This window comes from Bariatricus sp. SGI.161 (assembly GCF_050313695.1).
Taxonomy (GTDB): domain Bacteria; phylum Bacillota; class Clostridia; order Lachnospirales; family Lachnospiraceae; genus JAFBIX01.
On the sequence record NZ_JBNPLX010000015.1, the window covers coordinates 32,654 to 48,552 of the forward strand.

Consider the following 15,899-nt stretch of genomic DNA (forward strand, 5'->3'; position numbering starts at 1 on the left):
TATCCTCTTTCTTATGAAAATAATATTACATATGAACCTGATTACATTCTACCACAGTTCTCACTTCTGATAAACTAAAAACCTCCCAGAACAAATGTCCTGAGAGGTCGTGAAACGTCTTGTGACGTTCTGCGTCGTATATAATTTGTAGTCTCGAACGAATGATTAACGTTTGCGAAACTGTGGAAACCCGTATAATAAGGCTTTGTAGATATATGTGCTGCATACATGCTGCAAACCCACAGCATCTAATAACAACTGAGCACTTCTCTTCATGGCCAGGTATCAGAAATGGTATCTGGCTCTTTTTATACTATCACCTCTTTATCATTTCCTCTTCTGCAGATAAAAACACCTCAACCTTGTCTGGCAATGATAATTCTGATAGATTTATTCCCTTTGAGCAATATGTACATTCTGTATAAGTCTGCTGATTATAAGGCTTCTTGAATATTGCAAGGACCTTGCACACCGGTTTAATCAGTTTTTTCACATTTTCTTTATACAGTGTGACTGGCATATCTACTGTTTTACCAGATCTGAAACCAACACTTAGAAGATAGTTTTCCATCGATACATAAGGAGAAAAATCTTTGTGCTGACAACTTGGTTTTTATCCCAGTCAAATGAAGGAAATTCAGATCTCGAAAACCTACTTCCACACAATCCTGTTCTTTCCCTTTTTGATAAAAAATTAGAAAATGATTTGATTTCAACCATTTATCATACTGTTTAGCCGTCTCAACAATAATTTCCAGTGCTTTCTTTTTATCATATTTCATTAATTAGTAACTCACCTCTTACGATACAGAAAAAGGTTGCCCATGTCGGACAACCCTTTAAAAACTATAAAATGCTGATTTTTCTGTTGTCTGCCAACCGTCCGGTCAATAACACCGGCAAAAATGTAGAGTTTTTCTGTTGCTCCCCAACCGTTCGCCTCATAATGTGCGACATAAATGTCAGATTTTTAAGGTGTCAGCACACCTGACAGTCTTCTGTCACTTATATTATATGCAGTATTCTTCAAAAAATCAATTGTAAATTCCATAAACTTTCAATTTCCGTATTGCTCCAAAATCACTCAACTCCCTTAATCCTCTCAACAACAGTTCCTTTCTTTTCCAAAACGATCCAGGTAAGCACTGGAACCATAGTACAAACCAGCAAACTGATTCCCAATGCAAATAAAAGTGGAAGTAATGGTACTGAAAACGCAATCCCCTGATAATTCATTGATTCATAAAGAAGATACGTTACTCCCATTCCTACTGTTAGTGTAACAAGCCATGCGCCGCCTGCATAGAGAACTCCTTCCCTGACTAGCATTCCAAGAAGCTGCTTCGTGGTCATCCCGATACTCTCCATAACCGAAAGCTCCGTCATCCGGCTCTGCACATTTACTACAAAGGTGTTCATGTAGTTCATGATTCCGATAAAAGCCAGAATCAACACAATCCCGATTCCCACTTGCGGCATATTGCCCTGTGCTTTTTCAATCTCATCTGCATCTTCGATTTTGGATTCCCAGGAAAAGTCTTTTGCATTGTCATTTTCTTCTAATAACGCCAGGATTTCCTGCTCTGCATCCCTATCATATTCTTTGTGATATTTTATGCTGGTCTTTAGTGTAATTGGATGATTGGCAAATGTTTTCACCACCTGATCACTGGCTATAATCGTCGGTGGGTATCCAAGGAGTGCCGTATAATAATTCTCGTCCGTAACTCCTTCTATGATAAAAGTTTTTGTCGTTTGTTGATCTTCATACAAAGCACATGTCACATTTTTTCCTATTACGTCAGTATCTGCGAAATCCAAACCATTTCGATAAACAATACATGCTTTTCCCGAAAGGAAGTCCTCTTTATTTATCGGATGCTCAAGACTGTTATTTAAATAATCAAATTCCTGTTCATCAATTCCAATCAGAGAGGATCCAAAATTCTCAGGATGATTCTGATACTCGTCCTTTTCCTTACTATATGGAGTGCTCATCCACTTTGCATAAAATTCTTTCATCCACATCTCAGCAAAATCCGGTTCCCATGGAACTGTAATCTCGGCAAATATCATAGAATGTGCTTCAGAGACTCCAGCATTTTCTTTGATTGACTTCACGAAAGATTCATCCAGAATATCTCTTCTGTCTTCTGATTTTTCTTTGCATGCCGTATCATTTTTAATAACCATATCCGTATCCATATAATTTGACACTATGGTTCTTGCTGCCTGACTGTCCAGCATGGTCACAATACAAAGGTACACAGACAGACTGGCTGTCAAAGACAACAGTACCACCGCAGTTCTTTTCTTATCCTTTGTAAACTGCTCCATAGAAAGTCTTGCTATTACTTTCCCCTTTCCTGCTTTTCTTTCTTTTACGGTTTTATGGGTCGGACGATAACCAAGCGCTTCTATTGGGGAGATATCTGCTGCCATTTTTGCCGGTTTTTGGCTGGCCAGAAAGATGGTAACTCCAACCAGTAAGATGGTTGCCAGCAGAACTGCCGGATGAAAACGAACCATGTCTGCTCCAACATAACCACTTTTAATTCCAAGGGATTTTACTACAACAGGAATCAGGAAAAAGGATACCAGCCCCCCTGCCAGACATCCAAGTACTGTCCCTGCAGATCCTATCAGAAGCATCTGTTCCTTCATCATCCTTTTTATCTGCTTTTCAGTCATTCCGACCGTCTGAAGCAGACCATAATAACGAACTTTTCCAGCTACGGAAAGATACATAATATTATAAATAAGCAGATACGCACACAAACAGGTAACTGCAATCAAGCCAATAAGGCCTGCCAATATCTGAACCGATGCGCCAAGATCTTCCATGAAGAAAAGATTCTGCTGCTTTCCAAGGTCCATACTTTCGATAAAAGCATTCTGCTCTGTTTTTGTCATTATTTTCTGCTTAAAATCCATAAAGTAACGACCGGAAGCTGCCTGAGAAAGCTTCCATCCCGATTGATCATAAAATGCTTTCGAGACATAAAACTGCTTCTTGGGTCCATATCCATCCCAGATCCCACAGATTCGAAAAGTCCCTGTAAAGATTCCCTCATGTGTTCCATAAGACATAGCAAGGGTATCGCCTACATCAAGATCTTCGTAACCACATTCTTTTAAAGCGGATTTTGTTACCATTATCTCATCCAAAGCTGTCGGATATCTTCCTTCCAACTTTTCTCTGACCGGCTCCATCATCTGTGTCCAATATCCATCATCTGCCCAGATCAGTCCCACATTAGGTGTGGAATCCTGATCTGTTTTTTCTACCCATCCACAGACTCCCACCGTACCTGTCAGAACGATATCCGGGTTGTTCTCACACATTTGCTTCTGTTCATCCGTCACTCCATACATGATTGCATCAAATTCAGCTCCTGACATACGGATGTTCTGAATTTTCTGAAGTCTAAAATAAGAATCTCCAACTGTGAATATTGTGAATACCAAAAAGGAAGAAAGAAGAACCGCAAGGAACAAAGTAATGGTCTTTCTCCTGTTTACTTTTAAAGCGTTCCGTGCCATCCTCTTGATCACTTTCTGATTCGGATTCTTAAGCATAGGAATCACTTCCCTTCCTGGTATCTCCTACAATCTTTCCGTCCTCAATATGTACGATACGATCTGCAAGCTGTGCAATGTCTCTGTCATGAGTGATCAAGATCAAGGTCTGGCTGAACTGTCTTGCTGCCATTTTCAAAAGTCCGAGTACATCATGGCTGGTAACCGAATCCAGATTTCCCGTCGGTTCATCAGCCAGAATAATGGCGGGCTTCGCCGCAAGCGCCCTGGCAATCGCAGCCCTCTGCTGCTGTCCACCAGATAATGTTCCAGGAAGAGCTTCCCTCTTCTCTGACAGCCCTAAAAGTTCCAGTATCCTATCCACATACTCCACATCAACCTTTCTCCCATCCAGTTCCACCGGAAGAATAACATTCTCATATACATTAAGATCCGGGACAAGATTATAATTTTGAAAAATAAACCCGATCTTTCTTCTGCGGAATATGGCAAGCTGTTCTTTTTTCAGCCCCAAAAGACACTTACCCTCTACCAACACTTCCCCTTCTGTTGGCACATCCAGTCCACCCAGCATATGCAAAAGTGTACTTTTTCCAGATCCGCTTTTTCCGATAATAGCAACGAATTCCTGATCTTTCACACGAAAATCTACGCCATCCAATGCCTTTACCGTATTTTCACCCATTTGATAGTATTTTTTTAAGCTTCTTGTCTCTACAATGTATTCTTTCATTGGTTTGCCTCCTTCTTTTGATATTCTATAGAATATCTCCTAAAAATCACAAACCTGTCTCAATTTTTAATTATCACAAGATTGTGACAATCCCCGATCGGTTATGTTACGATTTAATCACCGGTAAATACAGGCGAAAACACGCTCCTTTTCCCACTTCAGACTGTACTTCTATGTAGCCCTTCTGAAGTTCCATAATTGTTCTTGCAAGATATAATCCGATCCCAACCCCTGGTTTATCATGGACCTCCGGCTCACGGTAAAATCTTGTAAAGATCTCTGCCTGCCTCTCCGGGGCAATCCCTTTTCCGGTATCGGAAATGCTGATCTTAAAAAATAATTCCTGTCTTTCTGTCTGAATATGGATCTTTCCACCAGGTTCGGTATACTTGAGTGCATTATCCAGAATATTATAAATTGCTTCCTCCGTCCATTTGCTGTCATGCCGAATCATCATATTTTCTTCGCAGTTCACATATAGATCAATCCCCTTCAAAGCCGCCTCCGGAACCACATCGGCAACTGCATGGCGGATGGTTTCGTATAGATTTTGGTCTTCCTTATGTATTTGCAGAATTCCCGTTTCAAGCCTTGACATTTTTACCATGCTCTGCATTAAAAAATCAATTTTTTCCATCTGCCCTTTGATTTTTCCCAAAAACTCCTGACCGCTTTGCGAAACCTCCTCGTCCTCAAGGAGTTCCAGGTATAGTTTTATATTAGCAATGGGCGTCCTTGTCTGATGGGATATATCAGAAATCAAGCCCTTTACTCTTTCTTTCTCACGAAAACCGTCTTCTTCTTTTTTCCGAAATACGTGCCCGGCTTTCGCTAATTGTGTTCCTGTTCTTCCCCAGAGGCTATCCTCCAATTCCTCTTCCATATTCCATTCTTTACCCGTTACGATAGCATCCAGAACATCTTCCACCTTTTCAGCAAACAACTTCGCTTCTTTTTTTATCCGGTAGTTTTTCCATAACAATACCAGTACTGCTGCAAATAAAATTATCATCATGATACACATCAGCCAATCCATTGATATCCCATCCCATATACATTTGAAATATACCTGTGATCCTTATCTTCAATCTTTCCCCTCAGACGATTCACATTTACTGCCAGGGCGTGCTTGTCCACAAACTGTCCCCCACTGTCCCACAACCGTTCCAATAACAGATCATAAGTCAGAAGCTGTCCCCTGTTCATAAGAAATTGACGAAGCAGACGGCACTCTGTCGGTGTGACAGGGCATTCCTGACCTTTTACCGTTACTCGTGCATTATCCAAATCTATATATAAATACTCATCTGCAAAAATCAGACGATTGACCGAAGCAGTTCTTTTTAAAATGACTTCTATTTTTCTAAGTAAAATCTTCATTGAAAATGGTTTAGTAACGTAATCTTCTGCCCCGGATTCATATCCTGCCAGAGCATCCTCCTCCATATCCCTGGCTGTCAGGTAAATGACCGGAACTTCTCTTTGCTTTTTTACCCACTGGCAAAAAGAGAATCCCTCGCCATCTGGAAGATTCACATCCAGAAGGACCATATCTATCTGATTCCCCAAAAAAATCTGCTTCCCTTTTTCCATAAAAGTCACACCATAAACTCCATATCCTGACTTTTTCAAAGAATAACAGATCGCCTGATTCAAATCATAATCATCTTCTACAACTAATATAATCTGCATATCCTAATTCCTCCAATACAGATTCTCACAAAGAAATCTCTGCATAGCAATGATACCTTTCAATATTGTACCACAGACTTTTCCTGGGTATGAAAAAAGAACAAAGAATCTCAATTTTGTGATTATTCAGTGCACAAAAAATGCGAATATCAGAAAACAAAGAAATTCCGGAGAATTACAAAAAGTCCACCCGGGATAATCCCAGATGGACCTTGAATATCTGTATTTGTCTCGTATGAATGTATGATTAACGCTTGCTGAACTGTGGTGCTCTACGTGCTGCTTTGAGACCGTACTTCTTACGTTCTTTCATACGTGGATCACGTGTTAAGTATCCAGCTTTCTTCAGAACCGGTCTGTAATCTGGATCTGCCTGAAGAAGTGCTCTTGCGATACCATGGCGGATTGCTCCTGCCTGTCCTGTGTATCCGCCGCCTTTTACGTTAACGATTACATCGAATTTGTCAGATGTCTCTGTAGCAACCAATGGCTGACGTACAACAACTTTTAATGTTTCCAGTCCAAGATACTCATCGATATCTCTTTTATTTATAGTAATATTACCTGTTCCTGGTACTAAATATACTCTTGCGATTGATTTTTTTCTTCTTCCTGTTCCGTAGAATTTTGCTTTAGCCACTGTAATATCCTCCTTTCAACCTTTCCTTAAAATTTCAGTTCTACTGGTTTCTGAGCCTGCTGTTCATGCTCTGGTCCAGCGTATACATGAAGTTTCTTAATCATAGATCTTCCTAAAGGTCCTTTTGGAAGCATTCCCTTTACAGCAAGTTCAATCACTTTTTCAGGTTTCTTGTTCATCATCTCAGCTAATGTAGTCTCTTTCATTCCTCCTACATAATCAGAGTGATTGTAATAAATCTTCTGATTCAGCTTCTTACCTGTTACTTTTACTTTCTCAGCATTTACAACGATTACATAATCACCTGTATCAACATGTGGTGTAAATTCCGGTTTATTCTTTCCTCTTAAAACCTTAGCTACTTCTGATGCTAAACGTCCTAATGTATAATCCGCAGCGTCAACTACATACCATTTTCTTTCAATCTTATCTGGATTAGCCATATAAGTTTTCATTGGTTTACCTCCTATGAATCATTAACATTGTAATAATTATATCAGAATCAGCAAGACTCCGGGGCTTTGGTTTCGTGCTGTTTCTCGTTTTTTCACACTGAATTATTATATTATACGGTGCCACGCGTGTCAACCATTTTCTTTGATTTTTCTTCCGATTTTTGCTATAATAACTGCTGTAAGTGTCTCTGCCTTGAGACATCTCTTACGATACTACAACTGAATGATTATTTCAAGGAAGAGAGGTATAAAATGTGGGCCTACAATAGTGTTTTTTATCAAATCTATCCCATAGGTTTCTGTGGTGCTCCTGTTCACAATGACGGAGAATGTGTTCCTAGAATCCGCAAATTAATGGAATGGACGGATTATCTGGACGACTTGGGAATTGATTCTATTCTTCTGAATCCAATCTTTGAATCCGACAACCATGGTTATGACACCCGTGATTTCAAAACGATCGACTGCCGGCTTGGAACGAATGAAGATTTTTTCGAAGTCTGTAACTGTCTTCACGAACATGGAATCAAGATTGTCCTGGATGGCGTATTCAACCACGTAGGACGTGGTTTCTGGGCATTTCAGGACGTACAGGAAAAGAAATGGGATTCTCCATACAAAGACTGGTTTCATATTAACTTTGACGGAAACAGCTGTTACAATGACGGATTCTGGTATGAAGGCTGGGAAGGACATTATGAGCTGGTCAAACTGAATCTTCAGAATCCGGCTGTTATAGAATATCTGCTGGAGTGTGTCAGATTCTGGGTAGATGAATTCGATATTGATGGTCTGAGACTGGATGTTGCTTACAGCCTGGATCATAATTTTATGCGCAGGCTCCGTTCTTATGTTCAGGAATTAAAACCTGATTTTGCTCTGATCGGAGAAGTATTATTCGGAGACTATAATCTGATCGTGAATGATGATATGCTTCACAGCTGTACAAACTATGAATGTTACAAGGGGATTTTCTCAAGCTTTAACTCCATGAACCTTTTTGAGATCGCACATTCTCTGCATCGTCAATTTGGAGCTGATCCCTGGTGTATCTATCGTGGCAAGCATCTGATGACTTTTGTGGATAATCATGATGTCACGAGACTTGCAAGTATATTAACGAACAAGGAACACATTCCTCTGGCCTATGGTCTTTTACTGGGGATGCCTGGGATTCCATGCCTGTATTATGGGAGTGAATGGGGAGAACCCGGAGAAAAAGCGCCGGATAACGACTATTCACTGCGACCTTGTTTCGATGTGCCAAAGCCCAATGAACTGACAGACTTTATGAAACTATTAATTCGTACCCGCCAGAACAGCGGTGCTCTGTGCAATGGCACTTATCGAAATGTCTTGATCCAGAATCATCAGCTGATCTTTGAGCGCTCTTCAGATACAGAACGAGTGATGGTTGCGATCAATGCAGCAGATACCCCTTATACTGCAAGGCATCAGGATCTTCAAGGAGATGCGGTCGAATTACTGACTCATGGAAAACTCTCCATGAATGGAGAGCTGGAATTACCTCCTTACAGCATTCAATATCTGAAACAATAATCCTTATATGGCTTTCTACAGAAAATACTTTCAAATACCATGACAACTCTATCATCTAAACAGCCGGACACATAGTTTCCATGAGATTCTATGCAATCCGGCTGTTTATCTTTTTCCAACTATATTCATCTATTCTTTTATCAGTGAGATTGTCCGCTCTGCCAATTCTTGCAATGGTATCTCATGATATCCATGCACACTGGTACGGGCAATCCCATCGAATGCTTCATACCATTTCGGATCTATGCCTTTCAATCCATGAATCGCTCCCATAATGGAACCTACGGTTGCCCCGTTACAGTCCGTATCAAATCCAGACAGCACTGCAGCGGTCACTGCATCGTCAAAGTTATCATAACAGAGCAGGCATGCAACGACCAGCATAGCATTCGGAATGGTCAGGCACCAGTCAAACATCTCTTCTTCGTGATATCTTTGATGCACTGTTTCGGCCATTGTATCAAATGTCCATCCCTGTTCATACCACCGACACACTTCATCCAGACTTTCTTTTAACCGACTCTTGGGCGGAATCTGCTGCAATGCTGTATAGATTCTCTCTATCATCGTCATATCCGGAACAAAGCACAGACTGATCAAGGCTGCAATGAACATCTCTCCATAGACACCATTCTTCGTATGAGACACCGATGCATCACGGTATGCCATCTCTGCTGCTTCTAATGGATGGCCGGGATTCACATAGCCGAAGAAATCTCCCCGTATCTGAGCTCCGATCCATTCCCGGTAAGGATTACATTCCACAGCTGACTTCGGCGGTAATACCCCATTCATCAGATTCCGGATAGCTGCACGCTCTGCGGTACAGGCATGGAATGCAGGGATTCCAAGAAGCCATGCCTCCGCAACATCTTCCATCGTAAAGTCTCTTCCATATCGTTCAAGGATCTTGAGCGCAATTACGGTATAGTTAATATCATCATCATTCGGAAACTGCCCATTCAGATTATCGTACCATTCTACTTTCTGACGGTCATAAGACGTCATTGCATCTTCTTCCCGGAGATCAAATCTTTCCCGGACAGTATCATCCTTCGTTGAGGAAATATAATATGCTAAAGGCATCTGATCTGTTGCCTCCAGATATTCCCTTATCTTCTTGCGTGGCCATCCCTCCACAGGAATTCCAAGTACACAGGCCGTAATTCTTCCATAGACTGCACCTAACACATGGTCTTTGAGATGATCTGTATCGTACGGATAATTCTGCTTTGCTTCTTCACTCAGACATCGCTGAATCTCCTCATAAGACACTGGCTCCAGATATCCAAAATCTTCTTTTATCGGAGTCTGTTCCATCTGAAGCAATAGTCTTTTCGCCTGTGCGTTTCGACTATCTTCCTCCTCTATTGCAAGGATTTTTTCAATCTCGGGAGCATATTCTTCTACACAACGACCTTCATCCACACATTGACGATACTCATCCCGTAACATATCACTTGGGAATATCCACAGCATCTTATCTCTTAACATATCAGCTATCCCTTCTTCAGAATCTTTACAATCTCTGCCATATACATTTCATGATAATCTTTATCAGGATACCATTTGTCATCATTTTCAGTGACATCGAAACATTCTGGTTTCATAGTCTGATGATATTGTTTTTTGCAGACAAATACGAGATCCGCTTCTTCTACAGCTGTTGTACCGTCTACATAATATGGATGAAGCCCTGCTTCTTTCCACTTATCTTCCACATTCTTTCCAGACACACTTCCACATACATTCAATGCTTTTCTGTATTCTTCCGCAAGAAATGAAATGGTAAATGTATCATTCTGGTCAACGAATTCCTTAGTGTAACGCTGTGGACGGATATACACGGTTGCAATGTTTTTGCCCCACATGATTCCCAGGCCTCCCCAGCTTGCTGTCATCGTATTGCTTTTGGTTTCATCACCCGCTGTGATCAGCATCCATTCTTTTGAAATCTTCTGAAATGGATTGAATTCTAAACTGTTAATTGCTATTTCCTGAAATGCCATAATACTATTCCTCCTTATTTTTTTCCTCATTATCATGAGGCAATCAGAAACAATAATCTTCAATTCCGTCTGCAATCCCCAGCACGATCTTATTCTGATAATCTTCCGTTGCCATCAGTTGATCTTCCTGTGGATTCGTCATATATCCTACTTCCACAATGGTGGCCGGAACCTGGCTCCAGTTATTTCCACTCATGGAATCTGTTTCCCATACTCCTTCGCTTCTGCATCCGGTTGCCGCGCAAAGATGATTGATAATACAGTCAGATAATGCCCGGGACTGACTGTAAAGCCCCGGAACATAAGGACTGGAAGGTGTTGTACAGATTGTCATGGCACCTTGTGCCCCACTGTTCTCCGAACCATTTGCATGTATTCTGACAAATGCGTCCGCACCATTCTGATTTGCCACATCTGCTCTCTGTGTACAGCTCATTGGGACATCATTCGTCTCCCTTGTCATTATGACTGTATATCCTCTGTTTTCTAATTCTGCCTTTAGTTTTACAGATAATGTCAGTGTCAGTTCATACTCCGGAATCCCTGTGCTAACACCACAGGTCCCACCGGAATCTGCTGCTTTATATTCAGATGCTCCAGGTCCTACTGGTTCCGTTCCCTGAGCGACCACCCCGGAATGCCCCGGATCAATTACGATCAGCTTTCCATTTGTCTGAGGTTCCTCCGGCTCCTGTACCTGTTCTTCAGATTCCTCTTCCTCCGGTACTTCTTCTTCAGATTCTATCTTCAATGGTTCTTTCGTTGTCTCCTCTGTCTGCTTCTCTTTTGCTTTACATCCTGACAGGATAAACATCAGACAGAGTAACAAAAGAAATATTTTATATTTTTTCATTTTTCTCATTCCTTATCACTCGACAACATGCCAACATGCAGCATGCTAGACTAAAACAACTTTTCTGAAATTCTTCTTACCTTTCTTCAGGACAATACCTTCACCATTCAGATCTTCTCCGGCAAATGATGCGTAGATATCCGTTATCTTTTCACCATCCACAGCTACTCCGCCCTGCTGTACTGCACGACGCGCTTCTGATTTGGACGGAACTAATCCTGTTTTTACGAGCATAGTAAGAATATCAATATTTCCTTCCGTCAGATCTGCTTCTGTCAATTCTGTAGTAGGCATATCTGCTGCTGCACCTTTGCTGAACAATGCTTTTGCCGCTTCCTGTGCTTTCTGTGCTTCTTCTTCTCCATGAACCAGTTTGGTCAATTCATATGCAAGAATCTCTTTTGCAGTATTCAACTGTGCGCCTTCCCATGAATCCATCTTGTCGATCTCTTCTAATGGAAGGAACGTGAGCATACGGATGCACTTTAATACATCTGCATCTGCAACATTTCTCCAGTACTGATAGAATTCAAATGGAGAAGTCTTATTCGGGTCAAGCCATACTGCACCGCTTTGAGTCTTACCCATCTTCTTGCCTTCAGAATTGAGAAGTAATGTAATCGTCATTGCACATGCATTCTTTCCTAATTTACGACGAATCAACTCTGTTCCGCCAAGCATATTACTCCACTGATCATCACCACCAAACTGCAGATTACATCCATATTTTTGGTATAATGCGTAGAAATCATAGCTCTGCATGATCATATAATTGAACTCCAGGAAACTAAGTCCTCTTTCCATTCTCTGCTTATAGCACTCTGCTGTCAGCATGCGGTTTACACTGAAGTGTGCTCCTACTTCACGGAGTACATCAATATAATTCAGATCCAGAAGCCAGTCTGCATTATTGACCATCAGTGCTTTTCCATCTGAAAAATCAATAAAACGACTCATCTGCTTTTTAAAGCATTCACAGTTATGCTGGATAGTCTCTTTCGTCATCATCTGACGCATATCGGTTCTACCGGACGGATCTCCGATCATCGCGGTTCCACCGCCAATCAGAGCAATCGGCTTATTTCCTGCATCCTGCAGACGCTTCATCAGGCAGAGTGCCATAAAGTGTCCCACATGGAGACTGTCTGCAGTTGGATCAAATCCTATATAAAAAGTCGCCTTTCCATTGTTAACCAGCTCTCTGATATCATCTTCATCTGTTACCTGAGCAATCAGTCCCCTCGCCTGCAATTCTTCATAAATTCCCATTGTTTTCTCTCCTTTTCTTTTTTTATTCTATGATTCTTATATAAATGTTACAGACCCACACTTTTCGGAAATGTTCTATTAGGACAAAATCCCTGTATCATAAAAAACCGCCCTTATCATAGATAAGGACGGGATATATACCGTGGTACCACCTTGATTCACTGCCATTCGCATAAACAGTCTCTGTAAGTTGCGTATTCACAACTCTCGCACAGTAACGTGTGCCTTACGTCACAGCCTACTGATACTTCATTGCGCATACACAAAAAGTATCTGATATTTTCGGTGTGCAGCTCCAAGATGTATTCATAACCGCTTCCTTCATGCGCCTCTCATCAACCGGCAACTTTCTGTATGGGTGTAAAGATTACTACTTCTTCTTTTCTAAGCCTTTGAATCATATAAAAAACAGGTTTGTCTAAAATCCTACCTGATTTCCTTGATTTTGTCAAGATAAATACCAGCAACAGTCTCATTTTACTCCTTTTATCCATCTGTCAGCCACAATCTCGGCACCTTTTCTTGTCAGGTGAATCCCATCTGTTGTCAACGCATCATAGCCGTACCTTTCAGCCGCTTCCTGCATCTCCTCATGCAAAGGAATGAACAACTGATGATGTTTTCCGGCTACTTCACGGATAATCTGTTCCGCCTGCAGAATTCCCGGAATCCAATTCTGATATTCCAGAGGATATGGGAACAGAAAAGGACCCATGCAGACGATTCTGGCTCTGGTCTCCTCTTGTATCTCAGTCAGCAATCGTTCATAATTCTCAGCAAATCCTTGATCTGTCAGATCTTTTCCTGTATTCATCATCACTCCGACATCATTGCATCCGACAAGAATACTCACCACGTCTGGTTTCTGCAGAATACAGTCCCTTCCCAGGAAGCGTAATACTCCCTGAAGAGTAAATCCATCATGCCCCCGATTCAACACCCGAATGCCTGAATCCGTATTCTTCAGCCTCTGAGCAATCAACTGAACATAGCCATCTCCCAGGCTCAGAGGATCCACGCCCAGATTATGGTGCGCATCGGTAATACTGTCTCCCAAAAAGATAATTCTATTCATAAAAATGTTCCTCTGATCATATGGCAGTTTCAAAAGGCCTGTCACACTGAAAATATCAGTATGGCAGGCCTTCTATTCTTCTGTTCTTTAAGCTTCAGCGAACTGATCCTTTCCTACAGAGCAAAGCGGACACTCAAAATCTTCCGGTACATCTTCCCATTTAGTTCCTGGTGCAATACCGCCTTCTGGATATCCTGCTTCTTCGTCATATTCCCAGCCACAAACTTCACATACATATTTCATATCACAGATTCTCCTTTTCATCAAAATTGTACATTCATGTGTACATAAGCTATTATATCGCAATCTACTCATGAAAACAAGTTTCTATGATTCAAATCTATTCTTCCTCTTTCTTCTCATCCTTCTTCACATTCTGCGGATTATCCACAACCTGGATAATTCCCTTTTTCCACATAATTCTGGAAGTAATGATTGCAATCGGAAGCATTGCAATAATCAGGAATCCGATTGCTCCAAACAGAGATCCGCCGGAAGAAATACGTACCAGTAAGGAAAGTACAGATACAATGATCAATACAGGGATCACGCCTTTTGTTCCACCCTTAACTACTTTATCTCCAGAGCTGCTGCTAGAGAACAAACCTAATGTCAGGGAACCAAAAAGAGCCGGGATAATGTAGTTTGAAGCCGTCTTAACCTGTGGTATCTCAAATACGAATCCAATTCTTGAACTCAACAGTGCAGCAAGTGCCAGAATGATAACCGTCATGATAGAGGAAACTGCTACTGCTACAGATGCAATCGCATCACCTTCTGGTGTATTCTGCTCAGTATCTGACAATTTAATTGCGTTGATCGCACATGGAACCTTCAGGTTCATAATATTTCCGGTAATAAAAGTAAGATATGCCGAACTTCCAAGGATTGGAGTATAACTGATTGCTTCAGAGATACCGACCGGAATATAAATCATCAGAATACTGATCGTCGCCAGATTAAACACTTCTCCAAGAGAAGGAATTGCATGATAATATCCTAATACGATAAACGGAACCGACACCATATAAATCAAAGCGATCACCGTGCCAATGCGGCCTTTACTGTGTGACCATTGCTGAAAAGGATCCATTACAACATTATTTTTCTTCTTATCTTTACTCATGTCCTCTACCTCCTCTTACTGTAAAATACTTGTCCATAACAAGGATGAAACCATACCACCGATCATGGAGAATGCCATGATAAAGTCATTCAGCCATCTAAGCTTCGGTTTTGAAGCAAGGATTCCAAGAACAACTGCTATCACAAGACCGGTAAGCATAACTGCAGCCCGAATGGTATCACCAATCAGAAGAACTGGTACATAAACAGCGAACAGACATAACATAAATGTACCGCTCAATACATATTTCCATGTACTTGCGTTTTCTGTTTTAGAAACGCTCATACAAAGTTTCTTTCCAAGAGGAATCAAGATAAAGAATCCGCTCAGCATACCGATACTCATAATTCTAAAATAGTCCGCACCCGGTGCGCTGATTCCTCCATCACTAACGATAACCGTTCCTGCCGGGAATGGCTGTCCTGCCATTACATGGATCATCAACGCTGCATCAACATCTGGATTCTTCAGTACTCCTGCTTCAATCATATCGTGAGCCCCTTCAAAGATCTCTTCCGCCGGCTGGAACATCAACTTCACAGTTCCCTCGATCTCATCCTCATGCTCTTTTAACAGCTTTGCTGCTCCCAGCATCATCGTTGTATGCATATCATGACCACAGGCATGCATTTTTCCCGTTTCAGAAGGAAAATCCACCTCTGCCTGTTCCGCCATCGGCAAAGCATCCATGTCTCCGCGGATCAGGAATACCTTCCCTGATTTTTTTCCACCTGCATTTACAATCAATCCTGCTTTTCCACATTCCTGTGGTTCATATCCCATAGACTGCAATTCCGCTTTCACGAATGCCACAGTATCATGCAGGTCAAATTCTGTCTCCGCGTGTTGATGAAGATAACGTCTCTTCTCTATCAACTGCTGTTCATACATCTTTGCCTCTTCTAATAATTGTTCCGCACCCATTCTTTTCTCCTCCAATTCATTTT

At 41.4% G+C, this 15,899-nt stretch carries 16 protein-coding genes and 1 other annotated feature; of the genes, 1 reads left to right on the forward strand and 15 read right to left on the reverse strand.

Annotated features, from left to right (window positions below):
- Positions 1-530 precede the first annotated feature (530 nt).
- The 7 genes from ACQRBH_RS10160 to rplM all read right to left on the reverse strand — a co-directional run bounded on the left by ACQRBH_RS10160 (position 531) and on the right by rplM (position 7,060).
- Complete coding sequence (locus tag ACQRBH_RS10160) at positions 531-782, reverse strand: PBECR4 domain-containing protein (protein ID WP_427761536.1); 252 nt, start codon at positions 780-782, stop codon at positions 531-533.
- 298 nt (positions 783-1,080) lie between these two features.
- The gene (locus ACQRBH_RS10165; RefSeq protein ID WP_427761537.1) at positions 1,081-3,579 is read right to left on the reverse strand and encodes an ABC transporter permease; all 2,499 of its coding nucleotides are present in this window, start codon (positions 3,577-3,579) and stop codon (positions 1,081-1,083) included.
- Positions 3,572-4,273, reverse strand: coding sequence for an ABC transporter ATP-binding protein (locus ACQRBH_RS10170; protein WP_427761538.1), 702 nt, complete (start codon positions 4,271-4,273; stop codon positions 3,572-3,574). Before ACQRBH_RS10170 ends, ACQRBH_RS10165 begins: the two co-directional genes overlap by 8 nt.
- Before the next feature lie 106 nt (positions 4,274-4,379).
- Entirely contained in the window at positions 4,380-5,309 is a 930-nt protein-coding gene (locus tag ACQRBH_RS10175; protein WP_427761539.1) for a sensor histidine kinase, read from the reverse strand.
- On the reverse strand, positions 5,297-5,965 hold the full coding sequence (locus tag ACQRBH_RS10180) for a response regulator transcription factor (protein ID WP_427761540.1): 669 nt from the start codon (positions 5,963-5,965) through the stop codon (positions 5,297-5,299). Before ACQRBH_RS10180 ends, ACQRBH_RS10175 begins: the two co-directional genes overlap by 13 nt.
- 247 nt (positions 5,966-6,212) lie before the next feature.
- On the reverse strand, positions 6,213-6,605 hold the full coding sequence (gene rpsI / locus ACQRBH_RS10185) for a 30S ribosomal protein S9 (RefSeq protein WP_235233327.1): 393 nt from the start codon (positions 6,603-6,605) through the stop codon (positions 6,213-6,215).
- A 26-nt stretch (positions 6,606-6,631) separates the two neighbouring features.
- Entirely contained in the window at positions 6,632-7,060 is a 429-nt protein-coding gene (gene rplM / locus ACQRBH_RS10190; protein WP_235233325.1) for a 50S ribosomal protein L13, read from the reverse strand.
- 252 nt (positions 7,061-7,312) lie between these two features.
- Between rplM and ACQRBH_RS10195 the strand changes: the two genes are divergently transcribed.
- Complete coding sequence (locus tag ACQRBH_RS10195) at positions 7,313-8,620, forward strand: alpha-amylase family glycosyl hydrolase (protein ID WP_427743486.1); 1,308 nt, start codon at positions 7,313-7,315, stop codon at positions 8,618-8,620.
- A gap of 129 nt (positions 8,621-8,749) precedes the next feature.
- On the opposite strand, the gene ACQRBH_RS10200 is transcribed toward ACQRBH_RS10195, so the two are convergent.
- The 8 genes from ACQRBH_RS10200 to ACQRBH_RS10235 all read right to left on the reverse strand — a co-directional run bounded on the left by ACQRBH_RS10200 (position 8,750) and on the right by ACQRBH_RS10235 (position 15,876).
- A complete protein-coding gene (locus ACQRBH_RS10200; RefSeq protein ID WP_427761541.1) occupies positions 8,750-10,114 on the reverse strand; it encodes an ADP-ribosylglycohydrolase family protein in 1,365 nt (454 codons plus the stop codon).
- Between the two features lie 5 nt (positions 10,115-10,119).
- A complete protein-coding gene (locus ACQRBH_RS10205; protein ID WP_427761542.1) occupies positions 10,120-10,629 on the reverse strand; it encodes a flavin reductase in 510 nt (169 codons plus the stop codon).
- A gap of 43 nt (positions 10,630-10,672) precedes the next feature.
- A complete protein-coding gene (locus ACQRBH_RS10210) occupies positions 10,673-11,482 on the reverse strand; it encodes an N-acetylmuramoyl-L-alanine amidase family protein (protein ID WP_427761543.1) in 810 nt (269 codons plus the stop codon).
- A 45-nt stretch (positions 11,483-11,527) separates the two neighbouring features.
- Complete coding sequence (tyrS, locus tag ACQRBH_RS10215; RefSeq protein WP_427761544.1) at positions 11,528-12,751, reverse strand: tyrosine--tRNA ligase; 1,224 nt, start codon at positions 12,749-12,751, stop codon at positions 11,528-11,530.
- A gap of 121 nt (positions 12,752-12,872) precedes the next feature.
- Positions 12,873-13,147 (reverse strand) — a binding site (T-box leader).
- Between the two features lie 76 nt (positions 13,148-13,223).
- On the reverse strand, positions 13,224-13,826 hold the full coding sequence (locus ACQRBH_RS10220) for an SGNH/GDSL hydrolase family protein (RefSeq protein ID WP_427761545.1): 603 nt from the start codon (positions 13,824-13,826) through the stop codon (positions 13,224-13,226).
- Between the two features lie 87 nt (positions 13,827-13,913).
- The gene (locus ACQRBH_RS10225; RefSeq protein ID WP_235233310.1) at positions 13,914-14,069 is read right to left on the reverse strand and encodes a rubredoxin; all 156 of its coding nucleotides are present in this window, start codon (positions 14,067-14,069) and stop codon (positions 13,914-13,916) included.
- A 97-nt stretch (positions 14,070-14,166) separates the two neighbouring features.
- Positions 14,167-14,952, reverse strand: coding sequence for a hypothetical protein (locus tag ACQRBH_RS10230; protein ID WP_427761546.1), 786 nt, complete (start codon positions 14,950-14,952; stop codon positions 14,167-14,169).
- 15 nt (positions 14,953-14,967) lie between these two features.
- On the reverse strand, positions 14,968-15,876 hold the full coding sequence (locus ACQRBH_RS10235) for an amidohydrolase (protein ID WP_427761547.1): 909 nt from the start codon (positions 15,874-15,876) through the stop codon (positions 14,968-14,970).
- Positions 15,877-15,899: the final 23 nt, after the last annotated feature.

Excerpts from the sequence above, each read along its gene's own strand:
- ACQRBH_RS10160 (WP_427761536.1), bottom strand. The coding sequence starts at position 782 with ATGAAATATGATAAAAAGAAAGCACTGGAAATTATTGTTGAGACGGCT.
- ACQRBH_RS10165 (WP_427761537.1), bottom strand. The coding sequence starts at position 3,579 with ATGCTTAAGAATCCGAATCAGAAAGTGATCAAGAGGATGGCACGGAAC.
- ACQRBH_RS10170 (WP_427761538.1), bottom strand. The coding sequence starts at position 4,273 with ATGAAAGAATACATTGTAGAGACAAGAAGCTTAAAAAAATACTATCAA.
- ACQRBH_RS10175 (WP_427761539.1), bottom strand. The coding sequence starts at position 5,309 with ATGGATTGGCTGATGTGTATCATGATGATAATTTTATTTGCAGCAGTA.
- ACQRBH_RS10180 (WP_427761540.1), bottom strand. The coding sequence starts at position 5,965 with ATGCAGATTATATTAGTTGTAGAAGATGATTATGATTTGAATCAGGCG.
- rplM (WP_235233325.1), bottom strand. The coding sequence starts at position 7,060 with ATGAAAACTTATATGGCTAATCCAGATAAGATTGAAAGAAAATGGTAT.
- ACQRBH_RS10195 (WP_427743486.1), top strand. The coding sequence starts at position 7,313 with ATGTGGGCCTACAATAGTGTTTTTTATCAAATCTATCCCATAGGTTTC.
- ACQRBH_RS10200 (WP_427761541.1), bottom strand. The coding sequence starts at position 10,114 with ATGTTAAGAGATAAGATGCTGTGGATATTCCCAAGTGATATGTTACGG.
- ACQRBH_RS10205 (WP_427761542.1), bottom strand. The coding sequence starts at position 10,629 with ATGGCATTTCAGGAAATAGCAATTAACAGTTTAGAATTCAATCCATTT.
- ACQRBH_RS10210 (WP_427761543.1), bottom strand. The coding sequence starts at position 11,482 with ATGAAAAAATATAAAATATTTCTTTTGTTACTCTGTCTGATGTTTATC.
- tyrS (WP_427761544.1), bottom strand. The coding sequence starts at position 12,751 with ATGGGAATTTATGAAGAATTGCAGGCGAGGGGACTGATTGCTCAGGTA.
- ACQRBH_RS10220 (WP_427761545.1), bottom strand. The coding sequence starts at position 13,826 with ATGAATAGAATTATCTTTTTGGGAGACAGTATTACCGATGCGCACCAT.
- ACQRBH_RS10225 (WP_235233310.1), bottom strand. The coding sequence starts at position 14,069 with ATGAAATATGTATGTGAAGTTTGTGGCTGGGAATATGACGAAGAAGCA.
- ACQRBH_RS10230 (WP_427761546.1), bottom strand. The coding sequence starts at position 14,952 with ATGAGTAAAGATAAGAAGAAAAATAATGTTGTAATGGATCCTTTTCAG.
- ACQRBH_RS10235 (WP_427761547.1), bottom strand. The coding sequence starts at position 15,876 with ATGGGTGCGGAACAATTATTAGAAGAGGCAAAGATGTATGAACAGCAG.